The organism is Variovorax xiamenensis, from assembly GCF_050916385.1.
Taxonomy (GTDB): domain Bacteria; phylum Pseudomonadota; class Gammaproteobacteria; order Burkholderiales; family Burkholderiaceae_C; genus Variovorax.
The window spans coordinates 3,108,206-3,134,127 of record NZ_CP139038.1; the positions used below are offsets into that span (position 1 = coordinate 3,108,206).

31 protein-coding genes are annotated in these 25,922 nt (G+C 68.0%); 17 read left to right on the forward strand and 14 right to left on the reverse strand.

What is annotated here, in order from left to right; all coding sequences use genetic code 11:
• Positions 1-20: 20 nt before the first annotated feature.
• The gene (locus SFB74_RS14000; protein ID WP_432731392.1) at positions 21-1,214 is read left to right on the forward strand and encodes a PLP-dependent transferase; all 1,194 of its coding nucleotides are present in this window, start codon (positions 21-23) and stop codon (positions 1,212-1,214) included.
• A 127-nt stretch (positions 1,215-1,341) separates the two neighbouring features.
• Positions 1,342-1,545, forward strand: a complete 204-nt coding sequence (locus tag SFB74_RS14005) for a hypothetical protein (RefSeq protein WP_432731393.1) — start codon at positions 1,342-1,344, stop codon at positions 1,543-1,545.
• A gap of 64 nt (positions 1,546-1,609) precedes the next feature.
• Here SFB74_RS14005 and SFB74_RS14010 read toward each other — a convergent pair whose 3' ends face one another.
• Positions 1,610-2,224 (reverse strand): arylesterase, encoded by a 615-nt coding sequence (locus SFB74_RS14010; protein ID WP_432731394.1) that lies wholly within the window; start codon positions 2,222-2,224, stop codon positions 1,610-1,612.
• A 75-nt stretch (positions 2,225-2,299) separates the two neighbouring features.
• Between SFB74_RS14010 and SFB74_RS14015 the strand changes: the two genes are divergently transcribed.
• The 4 genes from SFB74_RS14015 to rlmB are packed head-to-tail and all read left to right on the forward strand — an operon-like array spanning position 2,300 to position 5,361.
• Positions 2,300-3,010: an ABC transporter ATP-binding protein gene (locus tag SFB74_RS14015; RefSeq protein WP_176668919.1), complete on the forward strand. Its 711-nt coding sequence runs from the start codon at positions 2,300-2,302 to the stop codon at positions 3,008-3,010.
• 52 nt (positions 3,011-3,062) lie between these two features.
• Positions 3,063-3,566: a hypothetical protein gene (locus SFB74_RS14020; protein WP_432731395.1), complete on the forward strand. Its 504-nt coding sequence runs from the start codon at positions 3,063-3,065 to the stop codon at positions 3,564-3,566.
• Between the two features lie 9 nt (positions 3,567-3,575).
• Positions 3,576-4,559, forward strand: a complete 984-nt coding sequence (locus SFB74_RS14025; RefSeq protein WP_432731396.1) for a hypothetical protein — start codon at positions 3,576-3,578, stop codon at positions 4,557-4,559.
• Positions 4,560-4,614: 55 nt separating this feature from the next.
• Positions 4,615-5,361: a 23S rRNA (guanosine(2251)-2'-O)-methyltransferase RlmB gene (gene rlmB, locus SFB74_RS14030; RefSeq protein ID WP_432731397.1), complete on the forward strand. Its 747-nt coding sequence runs from the start codon at positions 4,615-4,617 to the stop codon at positions 5,359-5,361.
• On the opposite strand, the gene SFB74_RS14035 is transcribed toward rlmB, so the two are convergent.
• From SFB74_RS14035 to SFB74_RS14045, 3 genes are all read right to left on the reverse strand, one after another.
• On the reverse strand, positions 5,358-6,557 hold the full coding sequence (locus SFB74_RS14035; RefSeq protein WP_432731398.1) for an NAD(P)/FAD-dependent oxidoreductase: 1,200 nt from the start codon (positions 6,555-6,557) through the stop codon (positions 5,358-5,360). The two genes, rlmB and SFB74_RS14035, sit on opposite strands and share 4 nt — an antisense overlap.
• Before the next feature lie 95 nt (positions 6,558-6,652).
• Positions 6,653-6,823 (reverse strand): hypothetical protein, encoded by a 171-nt coding sequence (locus SFB74_RS14040; protein WP_019653095.1) that lies wholly within the window; start codon positions 6,821-6,823, stop codon positions 6,653-6,655.
• A gap of 128 nt (positions 6,824-6,951) precedes the next feature.
• Entirely contained in the window at positions 6,952-7,542 is a 591-nt protein-coding gene (locus tag SFB74_RS14045; protein ID WP_432731399.1) for a helix-turn-helix domain-containing protein, read from the reverse strand.
• A gap of 63 nt (positions 7,543-7,605) precedes the next feature.
• On the opposite strand from SFB74_RS14045, the gene SFB74_RS14050 reads away from it, so the two are divergent.
• Positions 7,606-8,127, forward strand: a complete 522-nt coding sequence (locus SFB74_RS14050; RefSeq protein WP_432731400.1) for a GNAT family N-acetyltransferase — start codon at positions 7,606-7,608, stop codon at positions 8,125-8,127.
• Here SFB74_RS14050 and SFB74_RS14055 read toward each other — a convergent pair.
• From SFB74_RS14055 to SFB74_RS14070, 4 genes are read right to left on the reverse strand one after another with little or no spacing between them, the layout of a single operon-like run.
• Positions 8,124-8,600, reverse strand: coding sequence for a DUF3237 domain-containing protein (locus SFB74_RS14055; protein ID WP_432731401.1), 477 nt, complete (start codon positions 8,598-8,600; stop codon positions 8,124-8,126). The two genes, SFB74_RS14050 and SFB74_RS14055, sit on opposite strands and share 4 nt — an antisense overlap.
• Positions 8,600-9,574, reverse strand: coding sequence for an aldo/keto reductase (locus tag SFB74_RS14060; protein ID WP_432731402.1), 975 nt, complete (start codon positions 9,572-9,574; stop codon positions 8,600-8,602). The genes SFB74_RS14055 and SFB74_RS14060 overlap by 1 nt, the downstream gene beginning before the upstream one ends.
• 34 nt (positions 9,575-9,608) lie before the next feature.
• The gene (locus SFB74_RS14065) at positions 9,609-10,208 is read right to left on the reverse strand and encodes a chromate transporter (RefSeq protein ID WP_432731403.1); all 600 of its coding nucleotides are present in this window, start codon (positions 10,206-10,208) and stop codon (positions 9,609-9,611) included.
• Positions 10,205-10,774: a chromate transporter gene (locus SFB74_RS14070; RefSeq protein WP_432731404.1), complete on the reverse strand. Its 570-nt coding sequence runs from the start codon at positions 10,772-10,774 to the stop codon at positions 10,205-10,207. Before SFB74_RS14070 ends, SFB74_RS14065 begins: the two co-directional genes overlap by 4 nt.
• 97 nt (positions 10,775-10,871) lie before the next feature.
• On the opposite strand from SFB74_RS14070, the gene SFB74_RS14075 reads away from it, so the two are divergent.
• Positions 10,872-11,795 (forward strand): YihY/virulence factor BrkB family protein, encoded by a 924-nt coding sequence (locus SFB74_RS14075; protein WP_432731405.1) that lies wholly within the window; start codon positions 10,872-10,874, stop codon positions 11,793-11,795.
• Positions 11,796-11,813: 18 nt separating this feature from the next.
• On the opposite strand, the gene SFB74_RS14080 is transcribed toward SFB74_RS14075, so the two are convergent.
• Positions 11,814-12,386, reverse strand: coding sequence for a DUF924 family protein (locus tag SFB74_RS14080; RefSeq protein ID WP_432731406.1), 573 nt, complete (start codon positions 12,384-12,386; stop codon positions 11,814-11,816).
• Between the two features lie 116 nt (positions 12,387-12,502).
• On the opposite strand from SFB74_RS14080, the gene SFB74_RS14085 reads away from it, so the two are divergent.
• From SFB74_RS14085 to SFB74_RS14100, 4 genes are all read left to right on the forward strand, one after another.
• The gene (locus SFB74_RS14085; RefSeq protein ID WP_432731407.1) at positions 12,503-12,952 is read left to right on the forward strand and encodes a CHRD domain-containing protein; all 450 of its coding nucleotides are present in this window, start codon (positions 12,503-12,505) and stop codon (positions 12,950-12,952) included.
• A 180-nt stretch (positions 12,953-13,132) separates the two neighbouring features.
• The gene (locus SFB74_RS14090; RefSeq protein ID WP_432731935.1) at positions 13,133-14,263 is read left to right on the forward strand and encodes a patatin-like phospholipase family protein; all 1,131 of its coding nucleotides are present in this window, start codon (positions 13,133-13,135) and stop codon (positions 14,261-14,263) included.
• Positions 14,264-14,364: 101 nt separating this feature from the next.
• On the forward strand, positions 14,365-15,114 hold the full coding sequence (locus SFB74_RS14095; protein ID WP_432731408.1) for an acetoacetate decarboxylase: 750 nt from the start codon (positions 14,365-14,367) through the stop codon (positions 15,112-15,114).
• A 59-nt stretch (positions 15,115-15,173) separates the two neighbouring features.
• Complete coding sequence (locus SFB74_RS14100; RefSeq protein ID WP_019653083.1) at positions 15,174-15,956, forward strand: 3-hydroxybutyrate dehydrogenase; 783 nt, start codon at positions 15,174-15,176, stop codon at positions 15,954-15,956.
• Between the two features lie 105 nt (positions 15,957-16,061).
• Here SFB74_RS14100 and SFB74_RS14105 read toward each other — a convergent pair whose 3' ends face one another.
• Positions 16,062-17,003, reverse strand: coding sequence for a bifunctional helix-turn-helix transcriptional regulator/GNAT family N-acetyltransferase (locus SFB74_RS14105; RefSeq protein WP_240652036.1), 942 nt, complete (start codon positions 17,001-17,003; stop codon positions 16,062-16,064).
• Positions 17,004-17,170: 167 nt separating this feature from the next.
• On the opposite strand from SFB74_RS14105, the gene SFB74_RS14110 reads away from it, so the two are divergent.
• A complete protein-coding gene (locus tag SFB74_RS14110) occupies positions 17,171-19,579 on the forward strand; it encodes a YgiQ family radical SAM protein (protein ID WP_432731409.1) in 2,409 nt (802 codons plus the stop codon).
• A gap of 10 nt (positions 19,580-19,589) precedes the next feature.
• Here SFB74_RS14110 and SFB74_RS14115 read toward each other — a convergent pair whose 3' ends face one another.
• Positions 19,590-20,240: a DUF1294 domain-containing protein gene (locus SFB74_RS14115; protein ID WP_432731410.1), complete on the reverse strand. Its 651-nt coding sequence runs from the start codon at positions 20,238-20,240 to the stop codon at positions 19,590-19,592.
• Positions 20,241-20,257: 17 nt separating this feature from the next.
• Positions 20,258-20,638, reverse strand: a complete 381-nt coding sequence (locus SFB74_RS14120) for a tautomerase family protein (protein WP_432731411.1) — start codon at positions 20,636-20,638, stop codon at positions 20,258-20,260.
• A 234-nt stretch (positions 20,639-20,872) separates the two neighbouring features.
• Between SFB74_RS14120 and SFB74_RS14125 the strand changes: the two genes are divergently transcribed.
• Both SFB74_RS14125 and SFB74_RS14130 read left to right on the forward strand, forming a co-directional pair.
• Positions 20,873-21,790: a DMT family transporter gene (locus SFB74_RS14125; RefSeq protein WP_432731412.1), complete on the forward strand. Its 918-nt coding sequence runs from the start codon at positions 20,873-20,875 to the stop codon at positions 21,788-21,790.
• A 38-nt stretch (positions 21,791-21,828) separates the two neighbouring features.
• Positions 21,829-22,737 (forward strand): hypothetical protein, encoded by a 909-nt coding sequence (locus SFB74_RS14130; RefSeq protein ID WP_432731413.1) that lies wholly within the window; start codon positions 21,829-21,831, stop codon positions 22,735-22,737.
• A gap of 6 nt (positions 22,738-22,743) precedes the next feature.
• Here the strand turns inward: SFB74_RS14130 and SFB74_RS14135 are convergent, their stop codons facing one another.
• Positions 22,744-23,631, reverse strand: coding sequence for a CoA transferase (locus tag SFB74_RS14135; RefSeq protein ID WP_432731414.1), 888 nt, complete (start codon positions 23,629-23,631; stop codon positions 22,744-22,746).
• Positions 23,632-23,793: 162 nt separating this feature from the next.
• Between SFB74_RS14135 and SFB74_RS14140 the strand changes: the two genes are divergently transcribed.
• Positions 23,794-24,696 carry an SDR family oxidoreductase gene (locus tag SFB74_RS14140; protein WP_432731415.1) on the forward strand — a complete coding sequence of 301 codons (903 nt, stop codon included), beginning with the start codon at positions 23,794-23,796 and terminating at the stop codon, positions 24,694-24,696.
• A gap of 15 nt (positions 24,697-24,711) precedes the next feature.
• On the opposite strand, the gene SFB74_RS14145 is transcribed toward SFB74_RS14140, so the two are convergent.
• The gene (locus tag SFB74_RS14145; protein ID WP_432731416.1) at positions 24,712-25,170 is read right to left on the reverse strand and encodes an Lrp/AsnC family transcriptional regulator; all 459 of its coding nucleotides are present in this window, start codon (positions 25,168-25,170) and stop codon (positions 24,712-24,714) included.
• Positions 25,171-25,311: 141 nt separating this feature from the next.
• On the opposite strand from SFB74_RS14145, the gene SFB74_RS14150 reads away from it, so the two are divergent.
• Positions 25,312-25,920 carry a glutathione S-transferase gene (locus tag SFB74_RS14150; RefSeq protein ID WP_432731417.1) on the forward strand — a complete coding sequence of 203 codons (609 nt, stop codon included), beginning with the start codon at positions 25,312-25,314 and terminating at the stop codon, positions 25,918-25,920.
• Positions 25,921-25,922 lie beyond the last annotated feature (2 nt).

Genomic DNA, 25,922 nt, shown 5'->3' on the forward strand with positions numbered 1-25,922 from the left:
CGATCCACTAGCATCTGCACATGAGCAAGCCTTCCACGACCCTGATCCACCATCCCTACGTTCCGCCCGCAACCTTCGCCGCGCCGCAGCCCGGCGTGTTCAAGGCGTCGACCGTGTTCTTCGCCGACGTGGCCGCCATGCGCGCGCGCGACTGGCGCACCAAGGCTGGCTACACCTACGGCCTGCACGGCACGCCCACCACATTCACGCTGGAGGAGCGCCTGGCCACGCTGGAAGGCGGCACCGAATGCCTGCTGGTGCCCAGCGGGCTGGCGGCCATCTCGCTGGTCTCGTTCGCCTTCCTGAAGACCGGCGACGAGGTGCTGATCCCCGACAACGCCTATGGCCCGAACAAGGCGCTGGCCACCGGCGAGCTGGCGAACTTCGGCATCACCCATCGCCTGTACGACGCGATGAACCCGGCCGACCTCGCGGCCAAGCTGTCGGATCGCACGCGGCTGGTGTGGGTGGAGGCGGCAGGCTCGGTGACCATGGAGTTCCCCGATCTGCCCGCGCTGGTCAACGTCTGCCGTGCGCGCGGCGTGATGACCGCGCTCGACAATACCTGGGGCGCGGGCCTGGCCTTCGCTCCCTTCGATTTCAACGGCAGCGGCCAGGGCGTCGACATCTCGGTGCACGCGCTCACCAAGTACCCCAGCGGCGGCGGCGACGTGCTCATGGGCAGCGTGACCACGCGCGACGAGCGCCTGCACCGCGCGCTCAAGCTCACGCACATGCGCATGGGCTTCGGCATCGGCGTGGGCGACGTCGAGACGCTGCTGCGCTCGCTGCCCAGCATCGCGCTGCGCTATGCGGCGCACGACCGCGCCGCGCGCGAGCTGGCCGGCTGGCTCAACGGCTGCGAGGAAATCGCACAGGTGCTGCACCCCGCACTCGAGGATTCGCCGGGCCACACCCACTGGCGTGCGCTGTGCGGAGAAACCAACCTTGCCGCCGGCCTGTTCTCGGTGGTCTTCGACGAGCGCTACAGCACCGAGCAGGTAGACCGCTTCTGCGACAGCCTGCAGCTGTTCCGCCTTGGTTATTCATGGGGCGGCCCGATCAGCCTCGTGGTGCCCTACGACATCGGCCTGATGCGCGACGCCAGCGTGGCGCGCTGGCCTTACAAGGGCACGCTCGTGCGTTTTTCCATCGGCCTCGAAGACGTGGAAGACCTGCGCGCCGACCTGCAGCAGGCGCTGGCGCGGATGTAAGAAATCGCATCCTGTCGCCTGCATTTGCCGCCTTGCGCGCGTCATGGGGTACCTCCTTGAGACTGCACCTTTATCGCTTACAGTAGGCCACGGCAGTCAGCCCGACTGCCAGGCTCAAGGAGAAGCAGTGGCAACACCCAACTACGGCTACGAAAAGCGACAGAAGGAGCTGGCCAAGAAGAAGAAGAGGGAAGACAAGCTCCGCGAAAAGGCGAACCGCAAGCTCAATCCAAGCAGCGACGGGTTGGCGCCTGGAGATCCCGAAACCGACGTGGCCTCGCTCGAACACGATCCGCCCACGGTGCCGGAGTTGCCCACCAAGAACGGCTGATCCGCTTCAGGTTCGCCGATCCATCAAGAAAGCCGCCGCGGGCCCGTGCCCGCGGCGGCTTTTTTCATTGCTTGGGCAGGAGCTTGCGCAGTTCGGCCCAGACGTTGTCGAGCAACTGCGGCTGCGCGGCCGCCGTCGGGTGGATGCGGTCGGCCTGGAAGAGCGAGAGCGCGTCGGGCGCGTCCGCCACGCCCTTGAGCAGGAAGGGCACGAGCGCCGACTTGGTCGCGCTAGCCACCTTGGAGAACACCGCCTCGAAGCGCCTCGTGTAGTCGCCGCCGTAGTTGGGCGGCACCTGGATGCCGACGATCAGCACCTTCGCGCCCGCGGCCTGGGCGGCCCTGGTGATCTGCATCAGGTTGCTTTCGGTGTCCGACAGGGGCAGCCCGCGCAGCGCATCGTTGGCGCCGAGTTCGAGCACCACCAGGCTGGGCTTGTGCTGCGCGAGCAGCGGCGCGAAGCGTGCGCGTCCGCCGGAGCTGGTGTCGCCGCTGATGCTGGCGTTGATCACGGTGGCCGCGACCTTCTGCTGCGCAAGCCTTTTCTCGAGCAAGGGTACCCAGCCTTCGCCGCGCTTGAGGCCGTACTCTGCGCTCAGCGAATCGCCGAGCACCAGGATCACCGGCTTGCCGGAAGCGGCGGAAGACGCCGCCTGGGCCTGCGCCGCGGTCGTCCACATAGCCGATATCCCCGCGCTGCCGAGCGCGGTGGTGGTCAAGATAAAGTCACGTCGATTCAAAACCAGAGCCTTTCCATGTCCCAACCCCCGTCTGATGCCATTGTCGCCGTCGAGCATGTCTTCAAGTCCGTCACCGATTCGACCGGCACGCTGGACATTCTGCAGGACATCGATTTCACCCTCGGCGCGCGGGAAACCGCCGCCATCGTCGGCGCCTCGGGTTCCGGCAAGAGCACGCTGCTGTCGATCATCGCGGGGCTGGATACGCCCACGCGCGGCACGGTGAAGCTCGCAGGGCAGGACATCTTCGCCATCGACGAGGACGAGCGCGCCGCCGTTCGCGCGCAGCGCGTGGGCTTCGTGTTCCAGAGCTTCCAGCTGCTTGGCAACCTGAGCGCGCTGGAGAACGTGATGCTCCCGCTGGAGCTGGCCAACCGCAAGGACGCGCGCAAGGCCGCCACCGAGATGCTCGGCCGCGTCGGCCTCGGCCAGCGGCTGGGCCATTACCCGAAGGTGCTCTCGGGCGGCGAGCAGCAGCGCGTGGCACTGGCCCGCGCCTTCGTCGTGCAGCCTGCGCTGCTGCTGGCCGACGAGCCCACCGGCAGCCTCGACTTCGCCACCGGCGAGCAGGTGATGCAGCTCATGTTCGACCTCAACCGCGAGCTGGGCACCACGCTCGTGCTCGTCACCCATGACCGTGGCATCGCGGCGCGTTGCGAACGACGTATCACCATCGAGGCCGGACGCGTCGCTCTTAATGAAAAAGTGGCTCTGGCGCCTGCCTGACAAGAGCAATAAGCTATTAAATGAATAGCAAGCCACATTCAAGGAGATGTTCATGGAGGAACTTCCGCCCGACGCTGTCCTGGCGCTGCAGCGGGGCCGGATGATCGAGGCCATCAAGATCGTGCGCGACCGCACGGGCATGGACCTCAAGTCGGCCAAGGAAGCCGTCGATCGTTTCGCCGATCGGCAGGAGGCGGGAGACGACGACAACAGCCACGGCACGGGCGGGCGCTGCGTGCCGGCGGCGGCAAGACAGGACCGCGGTTTCGCATCGATGCCTTCCACCGCCCTCGAGGCGCTGGCGCAGGGCAACAAGATCGAGGCCATACGCCTCACGCGCGAGGCCACCGGCTTGAGCCTGGCGGCGGCCAAGCGGCTGGTCGACAACCATGACGACCCGACCCTGGGCGGCTTCGGCCCCCTCACGCAGCACATGCCCCGCCGCCCGATGGATGCGCCGGGCCGCGTGCACAGCGCCGGCTACAAGTGGCTGCCGGCGCTGATCATCCTGCTGGCGGCGGTCATGGTCTGGCTGCTGTTCGGACAAAAGGTATAAGACAAACCGATGATCGTTCCCCAGTTCTGGGCCGAAGGCCGCATCCAGGAGCGCGTGGCCGGCAAGCAGGTCACCGTGCGCCGCTACGGATGGTCCGACGAGAGCCCCGTGGCCGCGCAGGCGCACGCCGACCAGCGCACCCGCGACGCCTTCGAGCGCATTGCCCACAAGGGCGAAAATCTCGAGCGCCGCGAGCGCAAGATGGCCTACAACGGCGCCGAGGGCGTGCCGATCCGCGAGGAAATCGTCGAGCGGCACGGCGACACCGTCGTCACGCGCAACACCTACGGCGCGCGCTGCCTCAACACGCCCGACGTGCTGTTCGTCGACATCGACTTCGAGGAGCCCCTGCGCGGCAGCGTATTCGGCTTTGCGCTGGTGCCGGCGCTGATCGCGGGCGTGGTCGGCGGCTGGGCCGCCAAGACCTGGCTGGGCGGGCTGATCGCGGGCATCGTGGTTTTCGTCGTGGCCTGGGTCATCGGCCAGCGCAAGAAGCGCGGCGAGCACAGCGGCAACCCAGCGCCCGAGAAGCGGGCCGCGGAGCGCATCGCGCGCTTCATGCAGCAGCATCCCGACTGGAACCTGCGCATCTACCGCACGCCGGCGGGTTTCCGGCTGCTGGCGATGCATGACGTGTTCAACCCCTCCGACACTGCCGTGGCCGACTGCTTCCATGCGCTGGGTGTGGACAAGGTCTACGCGCGGATGTGCCGCAACCAGAACTGCTTTCGCGCCCGCGTGAGCGCCAAGCCCTGGCGCGTCGGTATCGGCGACCACATGCGGCCCCGGCCGGGTGTGTGGCCGGTGTCGCCCGACAAGCTGCCCGCGCGCGACGCCTGGATCGCCCGCTACGAAAAGGCTGCGGAGGGCCACGCCGCCTGCCAGTACCTTGAGAGCGTGGGCAACGGCGCGAAGGTGCATCCGAGCGCGCTGGCGGTGCAGGAACTGCACGACGAGCGCACCCGAGCGCTCAGCGGCCTGCCGCTCGCCTGAGCACGCGTTCGGGGGGCGGCCGCGAGGGGGCAGGAGGGGCAGGGATAATCCACGGATGTCTTCCCCCAAAGTGATCTTCGGCTTCCATGCCGTGGGCGTGCGCCTCAAGACCGCGCCGAAATCGGTGCTCGAAGTCCTGTTCGATGCCAGCCGGCGCGATGCGCGCATGAAACAGTTCCTCGCGCGAGCACAGGAAACCGGTGTGCGCCTGATCGAGGCCGACGGTGCGCGGCTTTCCAAGCTCAGCGGCAGCCATGGCCACCAGGGCGTGGTGGCGCGGGTCGAGCCCGTGGCCCAGGTCCGCTCCCTCGACGAACTGCTCGAAGGCCTCGAAGAGGCCGGCACCGTGCCCCTGCTGCTGGTGCTCGACGGCGTGACCGATCCGCACAACCTCGGCGCCTGCCTGCGTGTGGCCGACGGTGCTGGCGCGCACGCGGTCATCGCCCCCAAGGACCATGCGGCCGGCATCAACGCCACCGTCGCCAAGGTGGCGAGCGGCGCGGCGGAGACGGTGCCGTACTTCATGGTCACCAACCTCGCGCGCACGCTGAACGAGCTCAAGGAGCGCAACATCTGGTGCGTGGGCACCAGCGACGACGCGCCGGGCACCATCTACCAGAGCGACTTCAAGCGGCCGCTGGCGCTGGTGCTGGGCGCGGAGGGCGAGGGCATGCGGCAGCTCACGCGCAAGACCTGCGACGAGCTGGTGAGCATCCCGATGGCCGGCGCGGTCGAGAGCCTCAACGTTTCTGTGGCCAGCGGCGTGTGCCTCTACGAGGCGATGCGGCAGCGCGGCGCCTAGCCCTTCGGCAGCGTTCCACCCTTGCGGTGGAAGTAGACGAGTTCCGCCACGCGCCGCATCTGGGGCGTGCCCAGCAGGCGGTTGAACATCCAGTCGTTCTGGAAGTGGTCGAAGGCCCAGCGCAGCGCGCGCTTGAGCCTGAAGCCAGGGTAGCCGCGAACGAACCACGTGGCCGGGTCTCCGGCCTCGCCGCGGATGAAGCGCGCGACTGCCTCTCCGGCACGCTCGCCATGCAGCAAGGCCGTGTGGATGCCGCCCGCCGTCACCGGCGACACCATGCCCGCCGCGTCGCCCACCAGCAGGGCCCGCTCGCGCGCCACCACCGGCAGAACGCCGCCGCAGGGGATCATTCCCGCGCGCACCGCGACCGGCGGTGCATCGCCGGGCGTGACCGCCGGCGCGATCTTGCGCAGCAGCGGATCCAGCTTCAGCGCGCCCGCGTCGCTGTGTCCCACGCGGCGCGCCAGCCCGATCTGGCTCACGCCCACGCCTTCGAGCGCCCATCCGATATAACCGGGCGCCAGCTTGCGGTCGATGAAGCAGTGCAGCAGATCGGGCTCCATCTTTGCGCCCTGATATTCGTGCTCCACACCGTAGAGGAAGCGCGTGTTGCGCGACAGACCCAGTGCCTTGGCGACGCGCGAGTGCGGGCCGTCGGCGCCGACGAGGTAGGTGGCCGTGATGCAGGGGCCTTGAGTCAGCGGCACTTCCCAGCGGCCATCAAGCCACAACGCCTGCTCGAACAGCGTACCCAGCCGCACGTCGACGCCGCAGGCGCGGGCCGAATCCACCATCCAGTCGAGCAGGGCAGGCGCGTCGGTGGCCCAGAACCAGTAGCCGGGCGCATGCAGGTCGACGTGGTGCATGTCGGGTGCATAGAGCCTCACGCCCTCGATGCGGCGCACCAGCGCGGGCGGCACCTCGGCCAGCCAGGGCACGCTGTCCACGGCGTCCTTGACGATGATGCCGGTGGTGTGCAGCTTGGCCCCGGCGGCGGTCTTCTTTTCCAGCACCATCACGCTGAGTCCCGCGAGCGCTGCGGCCCGGGCGCAGGCGAGTCCCGCGAAGCTCGCGCCGACGACGAGCAGGTCGACCTTGATATTGCCGATGCCGCTGCCGGCCGAGGAGGCCGGTGCGGGCGCCGCCGAAGAGGCGGAGGGAAGAAGCGGGGAAAAGAAGCTTGGAGATGTATGCATGGGGCCGCCGACTTGAAGCAATGCGCACCGCCTCTTGCGGTGCGCGCTGCGAAGTTAGCGACCCTCTGTGCGGCCGGCGTGAAGCCGGCGTGAACTCAGGACGGGTCCTTGCCGCGCGTGCGGCCCACCGCGCTGAAGATGCCGATGCCCAGCAGGATCACCGCGCCGATACCGATGTAGAGCGTGGGCACGCCGGCCACCGAGGCGCCCCAGGCGACGCCCGCCAGGAAAATCAGGAAACCGATCATGTAGAGCGCGAAAGACATCGTCGTTCCTCCGAAAGTCTGGATGCCTTGCAGTATTCCGGGCCCTGCCGGCCGCAGCACCGGTGCGCGCCGGATGTGCATGTGGGAGCTTGCCTACCCATCGGGTACGACGTTTTCGCGCTAGTTAGCTACTCTGGGCTCGCCACCAGCAGGTAGCGGCAGGCGCTACGGCCCAGCGCCTTGAAGACCAGCGGCCGGTCGACGCCGAAGTCGAGGCAGTCGCCCGGGGCGAGCTCGAAGCGCTCGTCGCCGTAATCCACCCGCAATTCGCCTTCGAGCATCCAGAGGCATTGCCGATACGGCTTGCCGCTCCAGCGCGGATAGTCGACCTGCGCCGAGCGCGGCAGCTCGATCTCGACCATCTCGACGCCACTGCCCGCCTGGCGCTCGGCGACCTGGCGCCTCAGGTAGCCGGCCTGCGGGTCGCGCCAGACCTCCTGTTCGGCGTGCGTGCGCAGCCGTTTCGGCTGTGCTTTCTCTTCCGTCAGTAACTGCGCCAGCGGCACCCCCAGCCCGGCCGCCAGCTTTCCCAGCAGCACGGCCGTGGGGCTGCTCTGGGCGCGCTCCACCTTGGAGATCATGGCCTTGCTCACGCCCGAGCGCTCGGCCAGGTCCGCGAGGCTCAGCCCCTGCGCCTGCCGCAGGGCCAGCAGCCGGGTGGCGATGAGCATGTCGATGTTCTGGCCCAAAGCGTCGGCAGGGGATGAATCGTTTCTCATATGAGATTATTATTCTCCTATATTGAACGAAATTCCAACGAGGCCCGAACGAGGAACCACACCATGCGTCTCATCTCCTGCACCGAAGAAGCCCACTCCGCCGCAATCCTGGCGATCCTCAACGAGGCCATCGTCACCTCCACGGCGCTCTACGACTACAAGCCGCGCACGCCCGAGAACATGGTCACGTGGTTCGCAACCAAGCGCGCCAACGGCTTCCCGGTGATCGGAGCCGAGGACGAAAGCGGCAAGCTGCTGGGCTTCGCGAGCTACGGCACCTTCCGCGCCTTTCCGGCCTACAAGTACACGGTGGAGCACTCGGTCTACGTGGACAGCGCGCATCGCGGCGCCGGGCTGGGCCGCACGCTGATGGAGGCGATCATCGAGGAGGCGGTGAAGCGCGACGTGCATGTGATGGTCGGCGCCATCGACGCCGCCAACGCCGGCAGCATCGCCCTGCACGAGCGACTGGGCTTCGAGCACTCGGGCACCGTGCGACAGGCCGGCTTCAAGTTCGGCCGCTGGCTCGACGTGGCCTTCTACCAGCGCATCCTTTCGACGCCGCTGAATCCGGTCGACGGCTAGTTCAGCGCGAAGAAGCGCATCACCACCTCGGCCGGGTGGCGCACGCCAGCCCCGGTGAACATGCGCTCGTTGATCCACTTCAAGGAGGCCGACGCGGTCTCGAAGCGCGGGCTGCAGCGGAAGTACACCTGCGAGGGATCGACCGGCTCGCCGCGCAGCAGCTTGCCCATCACCTCGGGCGAGGCGCTGCGCATGGCGCTGTTGTGCACGTAGATCAGGTCGCCCGCGTCGGTCTCCAGGCCGTAGCGTGCGTCGAGTTCCGAGAGCGTGTCGCTCACGATCAGCTGGAAGTCGCTGCCGCCCGGCAGCACGCGCGCCCGCCAGCCGTGGCCTATGGCCTCGCCGCCGACGATCGGCACCACGCGGCGCAGCCCTCGCGGGCCGTTGCCCAGCACCTGCGGCACGCCCACCTCGATGCGCAGGTCGGCGAAGTGCTCCAGCGTGGGCGCGGCGATGGAGTCGAACACGCTCATCAGGCTGCGGGCTTCGCGGTTTCGGCGCTGGCGCGGTCGAGCATCTCGATGGTGCCCGCGTCGAGCTTGAGCTGCGTCGCGACCACGAGCTCCTCGAGCTGCGCGATGGAAGTCGCGCTGGCAATGGGCGCCGTCACACCCGGGCGCGCGATCTGCCACGCGATGGCGACCTGGCCCGGCTTGGCGTTGTACTGCTGGGCCACCTTGTCGAGCGCGTCGAGGATGCGCAGGCCGCGCTCGTTGAGGTACTTCTTGGTGGTGTTGGCGCCGCGCGGGCTCTTGGCCGCATCGGCCTCGGTGCGGTACTTGCCCGTGAGGAAGCCGGCGGCCAGCGCGTAGAAGTTGATCACGCCCACCTCGCGCTTGACGCACAGCGGCTCCAGGGCGTCCTCGAACACGGCGCGGTCGTACAGGTTGTACAGCGGCTGCAGGCTCTCGTAGCGGGCGATGCCCAGGCGCTCCGACACGTCCAGCGCCTCGGCCAGGCGCGGCGCGGTGTAGTTCGATGCGCCGATGGCGCGCACCTTGCCTTCCTTGATCAGCTTGTCGAAGGCACCGAGCGATTCTTCCAGCGGGGTGTTGGCGTCGTCGTCATGCGACTGGTAGAGATCGATGTAGTCCGTCTGCAGGCGCTTGAGCGAGGCCTCGACGGCTTCGCGGATGTACTTGGGCGCAAGGCCCACCTTGCCTTCGCCCATCGGCTTGCCGACCTTGGTGGCCAGCACCACGCGGTTGCGCTTGCCACTCTGCTTGAGCCACTTGCCGATGATGGTCTCCGACTCGCCGCCGGTGTGACCCGGCACCCATGCCGAGTAGACGTCCGCGGTGTCGACGAAGTTGAAGCCCGCGTCCAGCCAAGCATCGAGCAGCTTGAACGAGGCCGCCTCGTCGACGGTCCAGCCGAACACGTTGCCGCCGAAGGCGAGCGGGGAAACCTGGAGGCCGGAGCGGCCGAGCGGGCGAAATTGCGACATGTCGATGTGTTCCTGGTTGATGGAATGAGAGGGATCAGACGAAGCCCGTGGCGCCCAGCACCGCGCCGGCCCCGAGCAGCCAGAGCAGGTGGATGCGAGTGCGCCAGACGATAAGCGCGGCGGCGCCGGTCAGCAGCCACAGGTGCCAGGCGGGCGCATTGCCGGCATGGTTTCCCGCCGCCAGCACCCAGCCGGTGGCGATCAGCAGGCCCACCACCACGGGCGCCATGCCCTGCTTGAAGGCGCGCACCTCGCGGCGCGTGCGGTTGCGGTGGCCCCAGCGGGTGGCGAAGTAGGTGAGGGTGGTGCTCGGCAGCATGATGCCCAGCATCGTGACCATCAGGCCGAAGAGGCCGAGCAGCCAGGCATGAGGCCCCGCGCCGATGCCGCCGCCGGCGTTGAGTCCCACGTTCCAGCCCATCAGCGCCACGAACAGCACGTTGGGCCCGGGCGCCGCCTGCGCGATGGCGACCGAGGAGCTGAACTGCGCATCGGTGAGCCACCCGTGCTGCGAGACGAGGTAGCGGTGCATGTCGGGCACCGTGGTGATGGCGCCGCTGATCGACAGCAGCGACAGCAGCATGTATTGCCCGAAGAGAGCCAGCCAGTCGTGCCACTGCATGGCGATGGTCATGGTGCGATCCTCTTCCAGGTCCAGATGCCGGCCACGCCGCCGACCACCAGCAGCACCCAGCCCAGCGGGATCTTCAGCACCGCGATGGCCACGAAGACCAGCGCCATGAAGACCAGGCAGGTCGTGAAGCCCAGCGGATGCTTGCGCAATTGCGGCACCAGCTTGATGCCCGTGGCGGCGATGAGCCCGCCCGACACCGCCCCCATGCCCCGCAACGCGGCCGCCACCTGAGGGTTGCCGGCATAGTGCGCGTAGAGCACGGCCAGCGCGAGGATCACCACCAGCGGAATGGTCAGCATGCCCGCCACCGCAGCGAGCGCGCCACGCAGCCCGAAGTAGCGGTCGCCGATCATCAGCGCGAGGTTGATCACGTTGGGCCCCGGCATCACTTGCGCCACGGCCCAGTCCTCGAGGAACTGCTCAGGCGTGAGCCACTTCTTCTTCTCGACCATCTCGCGCTGAACGATGGCGAGGACTCCGCCGAAGCCCTGCAGCGCGAGCCAGGTGAACGAAACAAAAAGGTCGCGAGGCGACTGCGGGTGGGCTGCGGGGGGAGACGGTTGCATGTCGAGCGATTATCGTAGGCATGCTTTCAAATCGCCGGGCGCCGCAGCGACAGCGCGGTACCGGGCCAACTCACGGGTTCACGGAGGACATTCCAGCATGGTCACCCAACTGCGCGCGCTTTTCGATCTCTGCCGCCGGGCCTTCAATTCGTGGTCGAACGACTATGCCCCGAGCATGGGCGCCGCACTGGCCTACTACACGGTGTTCTCGATCGCGCCGCTGCTGCTGATCGTCATCGCTGTGGCGGGCCTGGTCTTCGGGCAGGAGGCCGCGCGCGGCGAGATCTTCGCCCAGCTCTCGGGGCTGATGGGAGAGCAGGGCGCCGCGGCGGTGCAGGGCATGCTGAAGGCGGTCAACAAGCCGGCCGAGGGCATCGTCGCCACGGTGGTCGGCATCGGGCTGCTGGTGGTGGGCGCCACCACCGTCTTCGGCGAACTGCAGGACGCGCTCGACCGCATCTGGCGCGCGCCGGCCCGCACCAAGAACAAGGGCCTCTTCAACATGCTGCGCGTGCGGCTGCTGTCGTTCAGCATGATCATGGGCATCGGCTTCCTGCTCATGGTGTCGCTGGTGGCGAGCGCGGCGCTCGCGGCCCTGGGCAAGTGGTGGTCGCCGATGTTCGGCGCCTGGGAGACGACCGCGCAGGTCGTCAACTTCGTCTTCAGCTTCGCGATGGTGACGGTGATCTTCGCGATGATCTACAAGATCATGCCGCGCGCCAGGGTGCAGTGGCGCGACGTGTGGGTGGGCGCGGCGGTGACGGCGCTGCTCTTCACCGTGGGCAAGCACCTGATCGGCCTGTACATCGGCAAGAGCAGCGTGGCCTCGGGCTACGGGGCGGCGGGCTCGCTGGTGGTAGTGCTGGTGTGGGTGTACTACTCGGCGCAGATCTTCCTGCTGGGCGCGGAGTTCACCTGGGTCTACGCGCGCACCTACGGCTCGATGAAGGACACGAAGGGCATTGCAGAGCTGAACCCTTCGCCCACGCGCGAGGTGCCGCTGCCGCACAACGACGAGTGAGCGTCGCTGTCTTTCTGCTCAGCCGGCGAAGCCGCCTTCGTCCAGGAACTTCTGTTCTTCCCCCGTGCTGGTGCGCCCGAGCATCCTGTTGCGGTGCGGAAAGCGGCCGAAGCGCGCAACGATGTCGCGGTGCAGCACCGCATAGCGCTGGGTGTTGTCGTCGAGCACGGCGTTGAGTTCCACCGAGCGCTGCTGCTCGGCCAGCACCTCGGAGTGCATGAAGGGCAGGTAGAAGAAACGTTGCAGCACGGGCTCGCACTGCCGGTCGAAGCCCGCCTCGACTGCCTGCTTCGCCACGGCCAGTGCCTTGCCGTCGGTGGCCAGCATGTGCGGATTGCCGCGCCAGGCGTTGCGCGGGAACTGGTCGAGCAGCACCAGCAGGGCGAGCGCGCCCTGGGCATCGGCCATCCAGTGATCGAGTTCGCCACGGGCCGCGGCCTGGTGGGCGTCGGAGAAGCGGGCGATGAACTCGGCGTCGAAGGCATCGTTCTTGGCGAACCAGCGCTCGGGGCCGGCTTCGCTCCAGAAATCGACCACTTCGCGGGCCGCGGGGAGTGCGTCGGCAGGGGCTGTAGAGGCAGGAGAAGTCATCGACACATTCTCTTTCAGGTTGTGCGGGCTGGGCCAAGTCGGGGCGATGGCCGACAGGAAAGGGCCTGCGGAGCTGCCTATGCTGTGTTCGCCTTCATAACCAGGAGATAAAGCTCATGACCAAATATGGCGCTCTTTTGCGCGCGGCCCTTGTCGCCGGCGTTGCCGGTGCCGCTCTGGCAGGCTGCGGAATGATGTCGAAGTCGAACGTCGCGAGCTTCAGCGGCGCGATGAACGCGGCGAGCGAAGTCCCGCCGAACATGACGCGCGGCAGCGGCATGGCCGAGGCCTGGCTCGACCGCGACACCAACGTGCTCAAGTACAAGATCACCTACAGCGGCCTGAGCGGCCCGGCCACCATGGCGCACTTCCACGGCCCGGCTGCGGCTGGCGCCAATGCGGGCGTGGTGCTGCCCTTCGCCAACCCGGCGAGCCCGATCGAGGGCCAGGCCACGCTCACGCCGGCGCAGGCCGCGGACCTGTCGGCGGGCAAGTGGTACGCCAACATCCACACGGCCGCCAACCCTGGCGGCGAGATTCGCGGGCAGATGTTGCCGAAGATGTGACTTCGTTCCAGGGGCGCTGCCCCTGGATAAGTCCCTCGTCAGGTTGGCGTCTCGGGGCTGGTGTCAAATGAACGCATGACGACGACACCACCGAAGAAGAAAACCCGAACCCGTGCCGCCTCCACCGCTTCCAGCGCATCCAGGAAGCCCCTCGACCCCTTCGCCTCGCGCCGCGAGGACATGCGCACCGCCCGCAAGGCGCTGGTGCTGCAAGGCGGGGGCGCGCTCGGCGCCTATCAGGCCGGCGTGTACGCGGCGCTCAGCGAAACCGAGCTGCAGCCGCACTGGATCGCGGGCGTTTCCATCGGCGCCATCAATGCCGCGCTGATCGCGGGCAATGCGCAGGAGAACCGCGTCGACCGGCTGCGCGAGTTCTGGCACCTGGTGTCTTCCGGCCCCTCGCAGCGCCTGCCTTCGTGGCTGGGCGACCGGGCCACGCAGAACCAGTACAGCGCCACCATGGCCTCGCTGGTCGGCATCCCGGGCTTCTTCGAGCCGCGCTATTCGCCGGCTTTCCTGATGGGCGGCGCGGCGCCGCTTCTGAGCTACTACGACACCTCGCCGCTGAAGTCCACGCTGGAGCGCCTCGTCGACTTCGACCGCATCAACGCCTGCGAAGCGCGCTTCAGCGTGGGAGCGGTGAATGTGCGCACCGGCAATTCGGTGTACTTCGACAACACGCGCCAGCGCATCGGTCCCGAGCACATCATGGCCAGTGGCGCACTGCCGCCGGGCTTCGCGCCGGTGAGCATCGACGGCGACGACTACTGGGACGGCGGCATCGTGTCGAACACCCCGCTGCAGTACGTGCTCGACACGCACCCGCGCAACGAGCCGCTGGTGGTGCTGCAGGTCGACCTGTTCAATGCGCGCGGCGAGATGCCGCGCACCATGGCAGGCGTGATGGAGCGGCAGAAGGACATCACCTACTCGAGCCGCACGCGCATGAACACCGACGCGCTGGCCGCCAACATGAACCTGCAGCAGGCGATTGCCGACCTGATCTCCAAGCTGCCGGCCAGCCTGCGCAACGACCCGAGCGTGCACGAGGTGCAGTCGCAGCTCACGCACGAGCCCATCGACATCTTCCACCTGATCTACCGCGACAAGCCCTACGAACTGGAGTCGAAGGACTACGAGTTCTCGCGCGCCGCGGTGGAAGAGCACTGGGAGGCCGGTGCGCGCGACATGCGCGTGACGCTGGCCCACCCCGAGACGCTGCGCGCCGACGCGACGGTCAACGGCGTGACCACCTTCGACCTCGGCGAGCACGGTTCGGGGCGCGTCAAGCGGCCGGGGCTTTCGCGATGAGTTGCTGGGACCAAGGGCGATTCAGCCCCGGCTAAGAAACCAGCGCGAGACTGGGCCGTCACTTCACCGTTTCAGCTTCACCAGGAGGAAATGTTTGCATCATGAACATTGAAGACGTGCGACGAACGGCATTCGCGATGCCGCTGACCAGCCCCGCCTTTCCGCCAGGGCCTTACCGCTTCATCAGGCGCGAATTTCTCATCATCACGTACCGCACCGACATCGAGGCCCTGCGCGCCGTGGTGCCCGAGCCGCTCGAGGTTGTCGAGCCGCTGGTCAAGTACGAGTTCATCCGCATGCCCGATTCGACCGGCTTCGGCGACTACACCGAGTCGGGCCAGGTCATTCCGGTGCAGCTGCGCACCGACAAGGGCGTGGAGAAGGGCTCGTACGTGCATGCGATGTACCTGAACGACCATCCGCCCATAGCGGGCGGGCGCGAGCTCTGGGGCTTTCCGAAGAAGCTAGCCTCGCCGGTGCTCGACTACGAGACCGACGTGGTGGTCGGCACGCTCGACTACGGCAAGGTGCGCGTGGCCAAGGCCACGATGGGCTTCAAGCACCGCACGCTCGACCCGGCGCCCATTCTTGCGGGCATTGCGCAGCCGAACTTCCTGCTCAAGATCATTCCGCACGTCGACGGCACGGCGCGCATCTGCGAGCTGGTGCGCTATCACATGGTCGACGTGACGCTGCACGGCGCGTGGGGCGGGCCCGGCTCGCTCGAACTGCATCCGCACGCGCTGGCGCCGGTGGCCGACCTGCCCGTTCGCAAGGTCGAATCGGCGGTGCACTACATCGCGGACATGACGCTCGCGCTAGGCACCGTCGAGCACGACTATCTCGCCTGATTCTTGCTGGCGGCTTCGGGTCGCCGGCTTTCCAACCCCAACCCTCAAGGAACATCACTATGCAACTCAAGGACAAGGTCGCCTACATCACCGGCTCGGCCAGCGGCATCGGCAAGGAGATCGCCATCCTCTTCGCCCAGGAAGGCGCGAAGATCATCATTGCCGACCTCAACAAGGAAGCGGCTGACGCCACCGCGGCGGAACTCAAGGCCACGGGCGCGCAGGCCATCGGCGTGGGCGTCGACGTGACGAACGAAGACCAGGTCAACGCCTCTGTGGAAGAGGGCGCCGCTGCCTTCGGCGGCATCGACATCCTCATCAGCAACGCCGGCATCCAGATCGTGCACCCGGTCGAAGAATTCAGCTTCGCCGACTGGAAGAAGATGCTGGCCATCCACCTCGACGGCGCCTTCCTCACCACCAAGGCCTGCCTGAAGCACATGTACGCGCAGGGCCGTGGCGGCAGCGTGATCTACATGGGCTCGGTGCACTCCAAGGAAGCCTCGCTGCTGAAGGCGCCCTACGTGACGGCGAAGCACGGCCTCATCGGCCTTGCCAAGACGGTCGCTAAGGAAGGGGCCAAGCACGGCGTGCGCGCCAACGTGATCTGCCCGGGCTTCGTGCGCACGCCGCTCGTCGAGAAGCAGATTCCCGAGCAAGCGAAGACGCTGGGCATCACCGAGCAGGAAGTCATCAAGAACGTGATGCTGAAGGAGACGGTCGACGGTGAGTTCACCACCACGGAAGACGTGGCGCGCGTGGCGCTGCTGTTCGCGGGCTTCCCGACGAATGCGCTCACCGGCCAGTCGCTGGTGGTGAGCCACGGCTGGTTCATGCAATAACTGTTGCTCGCCCCCAGGCTGCGCGCACTTCGTGTCGCTTCGCCAACCCCCTACCGGGGGCAACACCTGCGGCCCGGCCAAGCCGGTTCCGCGGTGTTCCTTGCATTAGAGCTTCAGTTCCCAGGTCTCGCCCACGAGCGGGGTGCCGTAGCCCTCGTGCGGCTCGGAACCTGTGAGCTGGAAGCCGCGGCTGGCGTAGATGCCGCGCGCGGCCGTCAGGCAGCTGTTGGTCCACAGCACCATCTTCCGGTAGCCCTTCAGGCGCGCGAAGGCGATGCATTCGTCCACCAGCTTGCCGCCCAGCCCCAGCCCGCGTGCGGCGGGCGTGAGGATCAGCAGGCGCAGTTGCGCCACCGTGGCCGACTTGCGCACCACGAAGATCGAGCCCACCCGCTCGCCGTTGAGCTCGGCGATCCAGCAGCGCTCCCACTCGGGCTGGAACTTGAGCAGGAACTCGCCCGCGATGCCGGCCACCAGTGCCTCGAAGGTGCTGTTCCAGCCGTATTCGCGTGCGTAGATCTCGCCGTGCTGCTGCACGACCCAGCCGATGTCGCCGGGGCCGGGCTCCCGCAGGATGGCGGCCTGCGGCCTTGCCGGCGGCGCCTGGGGATCGAGTAGCGACTGCACCGTGCCCATGGCGTGCACCAGCTGCTGGCGCTGCGCCGGCGCGAGCGAGGCGAGCAGGGCGGCCGCCTCTTCGCGCGACTTCTGTTGCAACGGCGCGAATGCGGCATGGCCTGCCTCAGTCAGGCGCAGCACGCTCTGGCGCGCGTCGCGCGGATGGGGCTCGCGGACCAGCCAGCCCTCGTTCTCGAAACGGCGAAGGATGCGGCTCAGGTAGCCCGCGTCGAATCCGAGGTCGCGCCCGATCTCGCTGGCGACGGCCATCTCGCGGTGCGCCAGCTCGTACAGGACCCGCACGTCGGTCAGCGACATGGCGCTGCCCAAGTAGGGGTCGAGGGCGCCGATTCGGCGCGTGTAGAAGCGGTTGAACTGCCGGATCGCCTTGACGGCGGCGGTGTCGATGGGTGGCGAAGTCGTGGACATGGTTGCCATTGTCATTCAATTGTTTGACTTTGGCAATCAAATTGGCCGGTCATGAGTCCATGGGGAAAGTCCGGTCACAGCTCACGCAAGGCGACAGGCATGGTGGAAAACCCTAAAATCGAGGGTTGCCCACAACGGCGCTCCCACGGCGCTGTCAACTCCCACCGATGAACGCTCCCGTCGACGTCTCCTTTTTCGCGCGTGCCGCCAAGCCGCTGACCAGCTACCGCAAGTACTGGGCGGCCCGTTTCGGCACGGCGAAATTCCTGCCGACTACGCGCAAGGAGATGGAAGTGCTCGGCTGGGACAGCTGCGACATCATCGTCGTCACGGGCGACGCCTATGTCGACCATCCCAGCTTCGGCATGTCGGTCATCGGCCGCATGCTGGAGGCGCAGGGCTTCCGCGTGGGCATCATCGCGCAGCCCGACTGGCAGAGCGCCGAGCCCTTCATGGCGCTGGGCAAGCCGAACCTGTTCTTCGGCGTCACCGCCGGCAACATGGATTCGATGATCAACCGCTACACGGCCGACCGGAAGATCCGCAGCGACGATGCCTACACCCCCGGCGACGTCGGCGGCTCGCGCCCCGACCGCGCGGCCATCGTGTATTCGCAGCGCTGCAAGGAAGCCTGGAACGACGTGCCGATCATCCTCGGCGGCATCGAAGGCAGCCTGCGCCGCATCGCCCACTACGACTACTGGTCGGACAAGGTGCGCCGCTCCATCGTGGTCGACTCCAAGTGCGACCTGCTGCTGTACGGCAATGCCGAGCGCGCCATCGTCGAGATCGCGCACCGCCTGGCCGCCAAGGAGCCGGTGCAGCAGATCACCGACGTGCGCGGCACCGCCTTCGTGCGCCGCGAGACGCCGGAAGGCTGGTTCGAGATCGACTCCACCAGCGTCGACGAGCCCGGCCGCGTCGAGGCGCATGTCAATCCGTACCTGATGGTGTCCGACCAGGCCAAGGCCAACGGCGCCACCTGCGCGAAGGAAGACGAGGCCGAAGCCGTTGCCAAGGCTGCAGAAGCCGCTGGATCGGCCGCGGGCTCGGTGGTCAACCCCGCCATCAAGCCGCTGAACTTCCTGCCCAACCCCGCGCTGCATGGCAGGGGCAAGACCAAGGTGCCACCGCGCGAGCGTTCGGTGATCCGCCTGCCGGCCTACGAGCAGGTGCGCAGCGACCCGGTGCTCTATGCGCACGCCAACCGCGTGCTGCACCTGGAAACCAATCCCGGCAACGCCCGCGCGCTGGTGCAGGCGCACGGCGAGGGCACCACGGCGCGCGACGTGTGGATCAACCCGCCGCCCATTCCGCTCACCACGGCCGAGATGGACCACGTGTTCGACCTGCCGTACGCGCGCAGCCCGCATCCGCGCTACGCCGACGAGAACGGCAGCCACGACGGCGCGACCAAGATCCCCGCGTGGGAAATGATCCGCTTCAGCGTGAACATCATGCGCGGCTGCTTCGGCGGCTGCACCTTCTGCTCGATCACCGAGCACGAGGGCCGCATCATCCAGAGCCGCTCGGAAGATTCGATCATCAAGGAGGTCGAGGCCATCCGCGACTCGGTGAAGGGCTTCACCGGCACCATCTCCGACCTCGGCGGCCCCACGGCCAACATGTACCGCATCGGCTGCAAGTCGCCCGAGATCGAGGCCGCCTGCCGCAAGCCCAGCTGCGTGTACCCGGGCATCTGCCAGAACCTCAACACCAACCACGACCCGCTGATCAAGATCTACCGCCGGGCGCGTGCGTTGAAGGGCATCAAGAAGATCCTGATCGGCTCCGGCCTGCGCTACGACCTGGCGGTGCAGTCGCCCGAGTACGTGAAGGAACTGGTGCAGCACCACGTCGGCGGCTATCTCAAGATCGCGCCCGAGCACACCGAGCAGGGCCCGCTCACGAAGATGATGAAGCCCGGCATCGGCAGCTACGACAAGTTCAAACAGATGTTCGAGAAGTACTCGGCCGAGGCGGGCAAGAAGCAATACCTCATTCCGTACTTCATTGCAGCGCATCCGGGCACCAGCGACGAGGACATGATGAACCTCGCGATCTGGCTCAAGAAGAACGGCTTTCGCGCCGACCAGGTGCAGACTTTCTATCCGAGCCCGATGGCCACGGCCACGGCGATGTACCACTCCAACCGCAACCCGCTGCGCAAGATCACGCGCGAGAGCGAGACGGTGGACATCGTGCGCGGCGACAAGCGCCGCCGCCTGCACAAGGCCTTCCTGCGCTACCACGACGCCAACAACTGGCCGCTGCTGCGCGAGGCGCTCAAGAGCATGGGCCGCGCCGACCTGATCGGCAACGGCAAGCACCATCTCATTCCGACGTGGCAGCCGCTGACCGACGGCGGCTACACCAGTGCACGGCGCAAGAACTCGACGAGCGCGCCGGCCGTCGCCAAGTCGGCTCCGGTCAAGCTGGCGGCGGTGAAGCCCTCGAAGGGCCGCATCCTCACGCAGCACACCGGCCTGCCGCCGCGCGACAACGGCTCGGGCACAGGCTCGGCCGCGCGCAAGCCCGCCGGCCCCGTGCGCGGCAACATCCGCAAGCCGCGCTGAGCCAGCCGGCTCAAAGGGCCGGCAGTAGCTTGCCGACCCAGGCGCCCATGGCTGCCATGTGCGCCAGCACCGTGGCCCAGTAAGCCGCCATGAAGCTCGTCTTGCTCAGCTTGTGGCGAAAGAGCCGCTGCGCGAACCAGGCGCCCGGCCAGCCCCCGACCAGCGAGAGCAGGTGCAGCGTGTTTTCCGGCGTGCGCCGCCGGTCCGTTCCGGCCGCGTTCTTGTCGAAGCCGTAGATGAAGAAGGTCAGCAGGCTCAGCAGCAGCAACGCGCCGAGCGCGATCAGGGGAAGGCGCGCGGTCCACACGCCGTAGCCCAGCAATGCGGCGTATGCCGTGAGCAGGAGCGCCATCGGCAGCGAGGATGAGGAAGATCGTGCAGGTCCGCGGGTCGAACGACCGGACCGCCCGCGAGGCCGTGCCGCCTCGCGCGACGGCTGCGATTGCCGCCCGGCACCAGCCGCTTGCACCGACATCGCGCGAGGCCCTTTGCCTCCCACGTGGATCTCCTCGAAGCTCAGCTTCATGCCGACCTGCGGCGTCGTGCCCCGGTCGGCGAAGTCGCGCAGGTGCACGAACACGTCGGCGGAGATTTCGGGGCAGCGGATGAAGCCGAAGCCACGGTCCTTTTCCCATCGAACGAGCGTGCCCTGGCGTTTCATCGGCGGGATTCTCGCCGCTACGCGTACTGCATCTCCCCGTTGCCGAAGGACCAGTTTTCCTTCGCCACCTCGACGAGGTTGATGAACACGTCCTCGCGCCGGATGCCCAGCTGGCCGTGCAGGTCGTCGGCCACGCGCCTGTAGAAGGCCTTCTTCATCTCGGTCGTGCGCCCCTGGTTTAGGGTGATCTGGATCAGCACGAAGCCTGGCGAGTACTCGACGCCGAGGTAGCTTGCCGGATGCACCAGCTCGTGCGGGGCGTGCCGCGTGATGACCTGGAACTTGTCGTGTTCCGGCACGTTGATGGTGTCCCGCATGGCCTGGTAGACGAGATCGCCGATGGCGGGGCCCAGGGCTTCGGGGCTGTCGCTGGAAAGCTCGATCCGCACGAGTGGCATGTGCTGTTCCTCGAAAAAGTGTGGGGGCCTAAGATACGCCACATGGCCCATCGTCGTTCTCCTCCCTCCGTGACCCGCAGCTGACGCGCGCTTTTCGCGCCGCGCTCAGACCCGCAAGTGGTCGCCGCCGTTCGTGCCTCATTGGCCGGCCGGGGGCTCGGATGGTCACGCCTGCCCCTCGTTGCCGATCGTGGATCGACCGGCCATGGCGGGCGTCATGGAGAACTTTCAACAATGAACGCAAGAACGTCTGCCGCCCTGGCCTGGGGCGGCGTGCTGCTGGCTGGCGCCCTGTGGGGCGGCGGTGCGCTGGTCGCGCAATTCCTGATCGATGGCGGCATCGCGCCGCAGAGCCTGTCGCTGGCGCGCTTCGCGCTCGGGCTGCCGCTGCTGTGGTGGCTGCACTGGCGGGCGCCCGCCATGCCCGGTGCGGGCTGGGTGGATCTCACGCGCCGGGAGCGGCTGCAGATGCTGGCCACGGGTGCGGCGATGGCGCTCAACGTGAGCTGCTGGTTCGCCGGCATCGTGCACCTGGGCGCGGCGCTGCCGACCGTCATTTCGATCTGCTGCGCGCCGGTGATCGTCGCGCTGGTGTCGGTGCTGCGCGGCTACGAGCGCCTCGGCCCAAGGCTTGTCGCGGGCCTGCTGCTCGCCCTGGCGGGCGTCCTGCTGCTGGTGATGCCCGCCGGCGGCTGGGGCCCGCTGGCGCCCGGGCATGCGGCCGGCGTGGCCTGGTCGCTGGGCTCGGCCTTCTGCTACGCGATGGTGGTGCTGGGCAACGCGCGCATGCCGGCGCGGGTGCCGGCGGTCACGGCCTCGGCCTGGGGCATGACGGTGGCGGCGCTGTGCATGCTCGCGGTCGCGTGGCCTTCGGGCATCACCTGGCCGGCCGGAGGCGCGCAATGGCTGGGCGTGGGCTACACGGGCGTTGTGACGACCTCGGTGGCCTACCTGGCCTTCGCCTGGGGCGCACGGCGCCTGTCGCCGACGGCGGCGGTGGTCGGCACGCTGATCGAGCCGCTGGTGGCCGCATTGCTGGCCGCGGCGCTGTTCTCGCAGCCGATGACGCCGCGCCAGTGGGCCGGGGCCTTGCTGCTGGCCGGCGCGATGCTGCTTCTGGTGCGGCGCAGCAAGCCCGCGCAGTCCGACTGAAGCCCGGGGTGGGGCGCTCCGTTGTATGGTGTGGCCCCATGAGCAGTTCGCCCCACTCGCCGGCTTCGTGGTTGCGTATCCTGGCGGCAGCGCTGTCGCTTGCGGTTTCTTCGACGCAGGCGCTCGCGGCCGCGCCTGGAGAGAACTCTCCCGCGCAGGCGCTGCGCGCAGTTCACCAGCGCATGAGCGACAAGCTCGAGCGCAGCGGCTTCGGGCGGCCCGTGCAGCTCGATTCCATGGAAACGGCGGATGGCCTGCAGGGCGACGTCTACGCCGTGGTCGAGCATCCGTTGTCCGAGATCGGCTCCGCGCTCAAGGGCTCAGCCCATTGGTGCGAGGTGCTGACCCTGCATGTCAACAACCGTCGCTGCCGCACCGCCAGTGGCCCCCAGGGGCGCGAGATGCTCACGCTCTACGTGGTGCGCCGCTACGACAAGCCGATCGACCAGGCCTTCGAACTGCCTTTCGTCTACCGAGTCGCCAGCAGTTCGCCCGAGCACCTGCTGGTGGAGCTTTCCGCCGAGAGCGGCCCGCTGGGCACCAGCAACTACCGCGTGACGCTCGAGGCCGTGGCGCTCGACGAGCGCAAGAGCTTCCTGCACTTCAGCTACAGCTACGACCACAACACGATGGTGCGCCTGGGCACCATGGCGTACCTGGCGACATTCGGCAGCGACAAGGTGGGCTTCACAGTCATCGGCAAGACGCCCGAGGGCCAGCCCGACTACATCCGCGGCCTGCGCGGGCTGGTGGAGCGCAACGCGATGCGCTACTTCCTGACGCTCGACGCCTACCTAGCGGCCCCGGGGCCGGACCAGGCCGAGCGGCGCCAGCGGCGCTGGTTTGCGGCCGCCGAGCAGTACCCGCGCCAGCTGCACGAGATCGATCTCGACACCTACCTCGCGCTCAAGCGCGAAGACCGGCAGCGCGACGGCCCCGGCCGCTGAGCCGGATCAGTCGGCCAGCGTGAGCAGCGGCACGTCGCGCTCGCTGGCCATGGCTTCGAGTTCGGCGCGCGTGCGCGTCGCGATCCATGCGGCGAGTGCTTCGCGCGTGGCCGGTGCCAGCATGTCGCGCGAGGCGATCTGCGCCGCCGCGCAGAGCCGGTCCGCGAAATGCGGCTCCAGCGCGGCCACGGCCACCCGGCCGTCGGCGCAGGGGTAGACGCGATAGCCGGCATGCGCGCCGCCGACCGTGCCCGAAGGCTGCGTCAGGCCCCAGGTGCGCGGCAGCGCGAGCCAGTCGGCCGAGGCGTTCAGCGCCACTTCCAGGTACACGCCGCCCGCCTTGCGCGAGCGCAGCAGCATGGCCTTCAGCACCGCCTCGCTCGCGAGCAGGGCGCCGCCCATGTCGGCGTAGAGCGTGGGCGGCAACTCGGTGCCGGTGACGAGGCCGCTTTCGGCGAGGTAGGTCAGGTCGTGGCCCGGCTCCTCGGCGCGCTCGCCCGGCGCGCCGACGATGGCCACCTGCGACAGCGACGGATGGCGCGCCTGCAGCGTGGCCCAGTCGAGCTTGAGCTTGGCGAGCGCCGAGGGGCGGAACGATGTGAGGAGCACGTCGGTGGACGCAAGCTCGGCATGCAGCTGCTGCTGGCCGGCTTCGGACTTGAGATCGACGGTGCGGATCTCGATGCCCTCGTGCAGCGCGGCGTAGGCGGGGCGGTTGTAGAGCCCCATCGGATCGCCGGCCGGCGGCTCCAGCTTGAGGCAGGCGGCGCCCATGCGCCGGCAGCGCAGCAGCGCGGCGGGGCCGGGCAGGTTCAGCGCGAGGCTGAGGACGCGAACGCCCTCCAGCGGTGCGAAGGCATGGTCGTCGGCGGGGCTTGCTGCTGGGCTCGGCATCGGTGCTTGTCTCCGGAGAAATCGTTTCGCGCATTCTCGCCCGAGGGGCGGAGCCACTTCCCGCAAGCCGCGAAAGCGCCGCGCGCGTAGCATGCGCCGGTGGCGGCTGTTCCCTTTTCCTTCCTGCTGCCCCCTCATCCTCATCGACCAAGGAGACGAACCATGTTTGAAGCTTCCCTCATGAGCGGCCAGCGCATCCTGGTGACCGGCGGGGGCACCGGCCTCGGCCGCGCGATGGCCGAGCGCTTCCTTAGCCTCGGCGCCGACGTCGCCATCTGCGGCCGGCGCCAGTCGGTCTGCGAGGAAACGGCCGCCGAATGGCGCAAGCAGTTCCCGCAGCGGCGCATCGACACCTTCGGCGTGGACATCCGCATCGCCCAGCAGGTCGACGAGATGGTCGAGAGCCTTTTTCAGAGCGGCGGCCTCACCGGGCTGGTGAACAACGCCGCGGGCAACTTCGTCTCGCCCACGGAGGCCCTCTCGCCGCGCGCCTTCGACGCCATCGCCAACATCGTGTTCCATGGCAGCTTCTACGTGACGCAGGCGGTGGGCAAGCGCTGGGTGGCGCAGTCGAAGTCGGGCGAGTGGAAGCAGGGCGACGCCTTCCGCAGCGTGATGAGCATCATCGTCACCTGGGTCGACAACGGCAGCCCCTACGTCGTGCCCTCGGCCATGAGCAAGGCCGGCATCGAGGTCATGACCAAGTCGCTCGCGGTCGAGTGGGCACGCCACGGCATCCGCCTGAACGCCGTCGGCCCCGGCGAGATCCCGACCGAAGGCATGAGCAAGCGCCTGAACCCCGGCGAGGAGCCCGGCGCGCGCAGCAAGCAGAACAACCCGATGGCGCGCACCGGCCGCATGAGCGAGCTGCAGAACCTGGCTTCCTTCCTGATGGCGCCGGGCCAATGCGACTGGCTCACCGGCCAGAGCATCATGATGGACGGTGGCAACGCACTGGCCACCGGAGGCAACTTCTATGAGCTGCGCCAATGGAGCGACGCCGACTGGCTGGCTGCGCGCGAGCGCATCGAGGCGCAGAACCAGAAGGACAAGGCCCAGCGCTGAAGCTTCCCGGGCTGCCTACTTCTTCGGCGGCCTGGCCGCGTGAACGGTGACCAGCTTGTTCACCGGGCTCGACAGCACCAGCGAGGTCGTCACCGAGCCATCGACCGCCAGCGCGTCCACCACGCGCTCCAGGTCGGCCGGCTCGGCTATCGCGCAGCGCACGAAGAAGCAGTCTTCGCCGGTCACGCGGTCGGCGCTGAGCACCTCGGGCATGGACTCGAACAGTTTCAGGTACCTCGCGATGCCCGCATGCGTGGTGTCGATGCGGATGATGGCCTGCAGCCCCACGCCCAGCGCGCGCAGGTTGACGCGCGCGCCGTAGCCTTCAATGACGCCGGCTTCCTCGAGCTTGCGCACGCGCTCGCTCATGGCCGGCTGCGACAGGCCGATGCGCTTGCCGATGGCGGCCAGGCTCTGGCGCGCGTCGGTCTGCAGTGCTTCGATGATCAGGCGGTCTTTCTTGTCGATGTTCATGGGCGAAGGAAGTGGGGAGGGCGCGCGGCCGCCGATGGTTGATCGGTTTGCGGCCCCGATTTTCGATGGATTGCCATTCAGCGCCCGCGCCGGCGTCGGTAACGTGGGTGCCCGTCATCCAGTTCCAGGAGAACCCATCCAATGCAACTCGTCGGCATGCTCGACTCGCCCTACGTGCGGCGCACCGCCATCTCGCTGCGCCTGCTCGGCCTTTGCTTCGAGCACCGCTCGATCTCCGTCTTCAGCACCTTCGAGCAGTTCAGCGCCATCAACCCGGTGGTGAAGGCGCCCACGCTGGTCTGCGACGACGGTTCGGTGCTGATGGATTCGACGCTCATCATCGATCACGCACAGGCCTTGAGCGGGCGCAGCCTGGTGCCTGCGGACCCGGCGCGGCGGCTGCGCGACCTGCGCCTCACGGGGCTCGCGCTCGCGGCCTGCGAGAAGACCGTGCAGATCGTCTACGAGCGCAAGCTGCGCCCGGCCGAGAAGCTGCACCAGCCATGGATGGACCGCGTGCAAGGTCAGCTCGCCGCCGCGTACTCGGCGCTCGAGCGCGAACTGGCAGCCGAAGCTTTGCCGGCGAGCGAAGAAACGATGACGCAGGCCGGCGTCTCGACAGCCGTGGCCTGGGCCTTCACCCAGCTCCTGACGCCCCATGCGATTGCGCCGGGCGACTTCCCGGCGCTGGCCGCGTACTCCGCGCAGGCCGAGAGCCTGCCCGTGTTCGCCGGCGCGCCGATGGTCTGAGC

Excerpts from the sequence above, each read along its gene's own strand:
- SFB74_RS14000 (WP_432731392.1), top strand. The coding sequence starts at position 21 with ATGAGCAAGCCTTCCACGACCCTGATCCACCATCCCTACGTTCCGCCC.
- SFB74_RS14010 (WP_432731394.1), bottom strand. The coding sequence starts at position 2,224 with ATGTGGACGACCGCGGCGCAGGCCCAGGCGGCGTCTTCCGCCGCTTCC.
- SFB74_RS14015 (WP_176668919.1), top strand. The coding sequence starts at position 2,300 with ATGTCCCAACCCCCGTCTGATGCCATTGTCGCCGTCGAGCATGTCTTC.
- SFB74_RS14020 (WP_432731395.1), top strand. The coding sequence starts at position 3,063 with ATGGAGGAACTTCCGCCCGACGCTGTCCTGGCGCTGCAGCGGGGCCGG.
- SFB74_RS14025 (WP_432731396.1), top strand. The coding sequence starts at position 3,576 with ATGATCGTTCCCCAGTTCTGGGCCGAAGGCCGCATCCAGGAGCGCGTG.
- rlmB (WP_432731397.1), top strand. The coding sequence starts at position 4,615 with ATGTCTTCCCCCAAAGTGATCTTCGGCTTCCATGCCGTGGGCGTGCGC.
- SFB74_RS14035 (WP_432731398.1), bottom strand. The coding sequence starts at position 6,557 with ATGCATACATCTCCAAGCTTCTTTTCCCCGCTTCTTCCCTCCGCCTCT.
- SFB74_RS14040 (WP_019653095.1), bottom strand. The coding sequence starts at position 6,823 with ATGTCTTTCGCGCTCTACATGATCGGTTTCCTGATTTTCCTGGCGGGC.
- SFB74_RS14045 (WP_432731399.1), bottom strand. The coding sequence starts at position 7,542 with ATGAGAAACGATTCATCCCCTGCCGACGCTTTGGGCCAGAACATCGAC.
- SFB74_RS14050 (WP_432731400.1), top strand. The coding sequence starts at position 7,606 with ATGCGTCTCATCTCCTGCACCGAAGAAGCCCACTCCGCCGCAATCCTG.
- SFB74_RS14055 (WP_432731401.1), bottom strand. The coding sequence starts at position 8,600 with ATGAGCGTGTTCGACTCCATCGCCGCGCCCACGCTGGAGCACTTCGCC.
- SFB74_RS14060 (WP_432731402.1), bottom strand. The coding sequence starts at position 9,574 with ATGTCGCAATTTCGCCCGCTCGGCCGCTCCGGCCTCCAGGTTTCCCCG.
- SFB74_RS14065 (WP_432731403.1), bottom strand. The coding sequence starts at position 10,208 with ATGACCATCGCCATGCAGTGGCACGACTGGCTGGCTCTCTTCGGGCAA.
- SFB74_RS14070 (WP_432731404.1), bottom strand. The coding sequence starts at position 10,774 with ATGCAACCGTCTCCCCCCGCAGCCCACCCGCAGTCGCCTCGCGACCTT.
- SFB74_RS14075 (WP_432731405.1), top strand. The coding sequence starts at position 10,872 with ATGGTCACCCAACTGCGCGCGCTTTTCGATCTCTGCCGCCGGGCCTTC.
- SFB74_RS14080 (WP_432731406.1), bottom strand. The coding sequence starts at position 12,386 with ATGACTTCTCCTGCCTCTACAGCCCCTGCCGACGCACTCCCCGCGGCC.
- SFB74_RS14085 (WP_432731407.1), top strand. The coding sequence starts at position 12,503 with ATGACCAAATATGGCGCTCTTTTGCGCGCGGCCCTTGTCGCCGGCGTT.
- SFB74_RS14090 (WP_432731935.1), top strand. The coding sequence starts at position 13,133 with ATGCGCACCGCCCGCAAGGCGCTGGTGCTGCAAGGCGGGGGCGCGCTC.
- SFB74_RS14095 (WP_432731408.1), top strand. The coding sequence starts at position 14,365 with ATGAACATTGAAGACGTGCGACGAACGGCATTCGCGATGCCGCTGACC.
- SFB74_RS14100 (WP_019653083.1), top strand. The coding sequence starts at position 15,174 with ATGCAACTCAAGGACAAGGTCGCCTACATCACCGGCTCGGCCAGCGGC.
- SFB74_RS14105 (WP_240652036.1), bottom strand. The coding sequence starts at position 17,003 with ATGTCCACGACTTCGCCACCCATCGACACCGCCGCCGTCAAGGCGATC.
- SFB74_RS14110 (WP_432731409.1), top strand. The coding sequence starts at position 17,171 with ATGAACGCTCCCGTCGACGTCTCCTTTTTCGCGCGTGCCGCCAAGCCG.
- SFB74_RS14115 (WP_432731410.1), bottom strand. The coding sequence starts at position 20,240 with ATGAAACGCCAGGGCACGCTCGTTCGATGGGAAAAGGACCGTGGCTTC.
- SFB74_RS14120 (WP_432731411.1), bottom strand. The coding sequence starts at position 20,638 with ATGCCACTCGTGCGGATCGAGCTTTCCAGCGACAGCCCCGAAGCCCTG.
- SFB74_RS14125 (WP_432731412.1), top strand. The coding sequence starts at position 20,873 with ATGAACGCAAGAACGTCTGCCGCCCTGGCCTGGGGCGGCGTGCTGCTG.
- SFB74_RS14130 (WP_432731413.1), top strand. The coding sequence starts at position 21,829 with ATGAGCAGTTCGCCCCACTCGCCGGCTTCGTGGTTGCGTATCCTGGCG.
- SFB74_RS14135 (WP_432731414.1), bottom strand. The coding sequence starts at position 23,631 with ATGCCGAGCCCAGCAGCAAGCCCCGCCGACGACCATGCCTTCGCACCG.
- SFB74_RS14140 (WP_432731415.1), top strand. The coding sequence starts at position 23,794 with ATGTTTGAAGCTTCCCTCATGAGCGGCCAGCGCATCCTGGTGACCGGC.
- SFB74_RS14145 (WP_432731416.1), bottom strand. The coding sequence starts at position 25,170 with ATGAACATCGACAAGAAAGACCGCCTGATCATCGAAGCACTGCAGACC.
- SFB74_RS14150 (WP_432731417.1), top strand. The coding sequence starts at position 25,312 with ATGCAACTCGTCGGCATGCTCGACTCGCCCTACGTGCGGCGCACCGCC.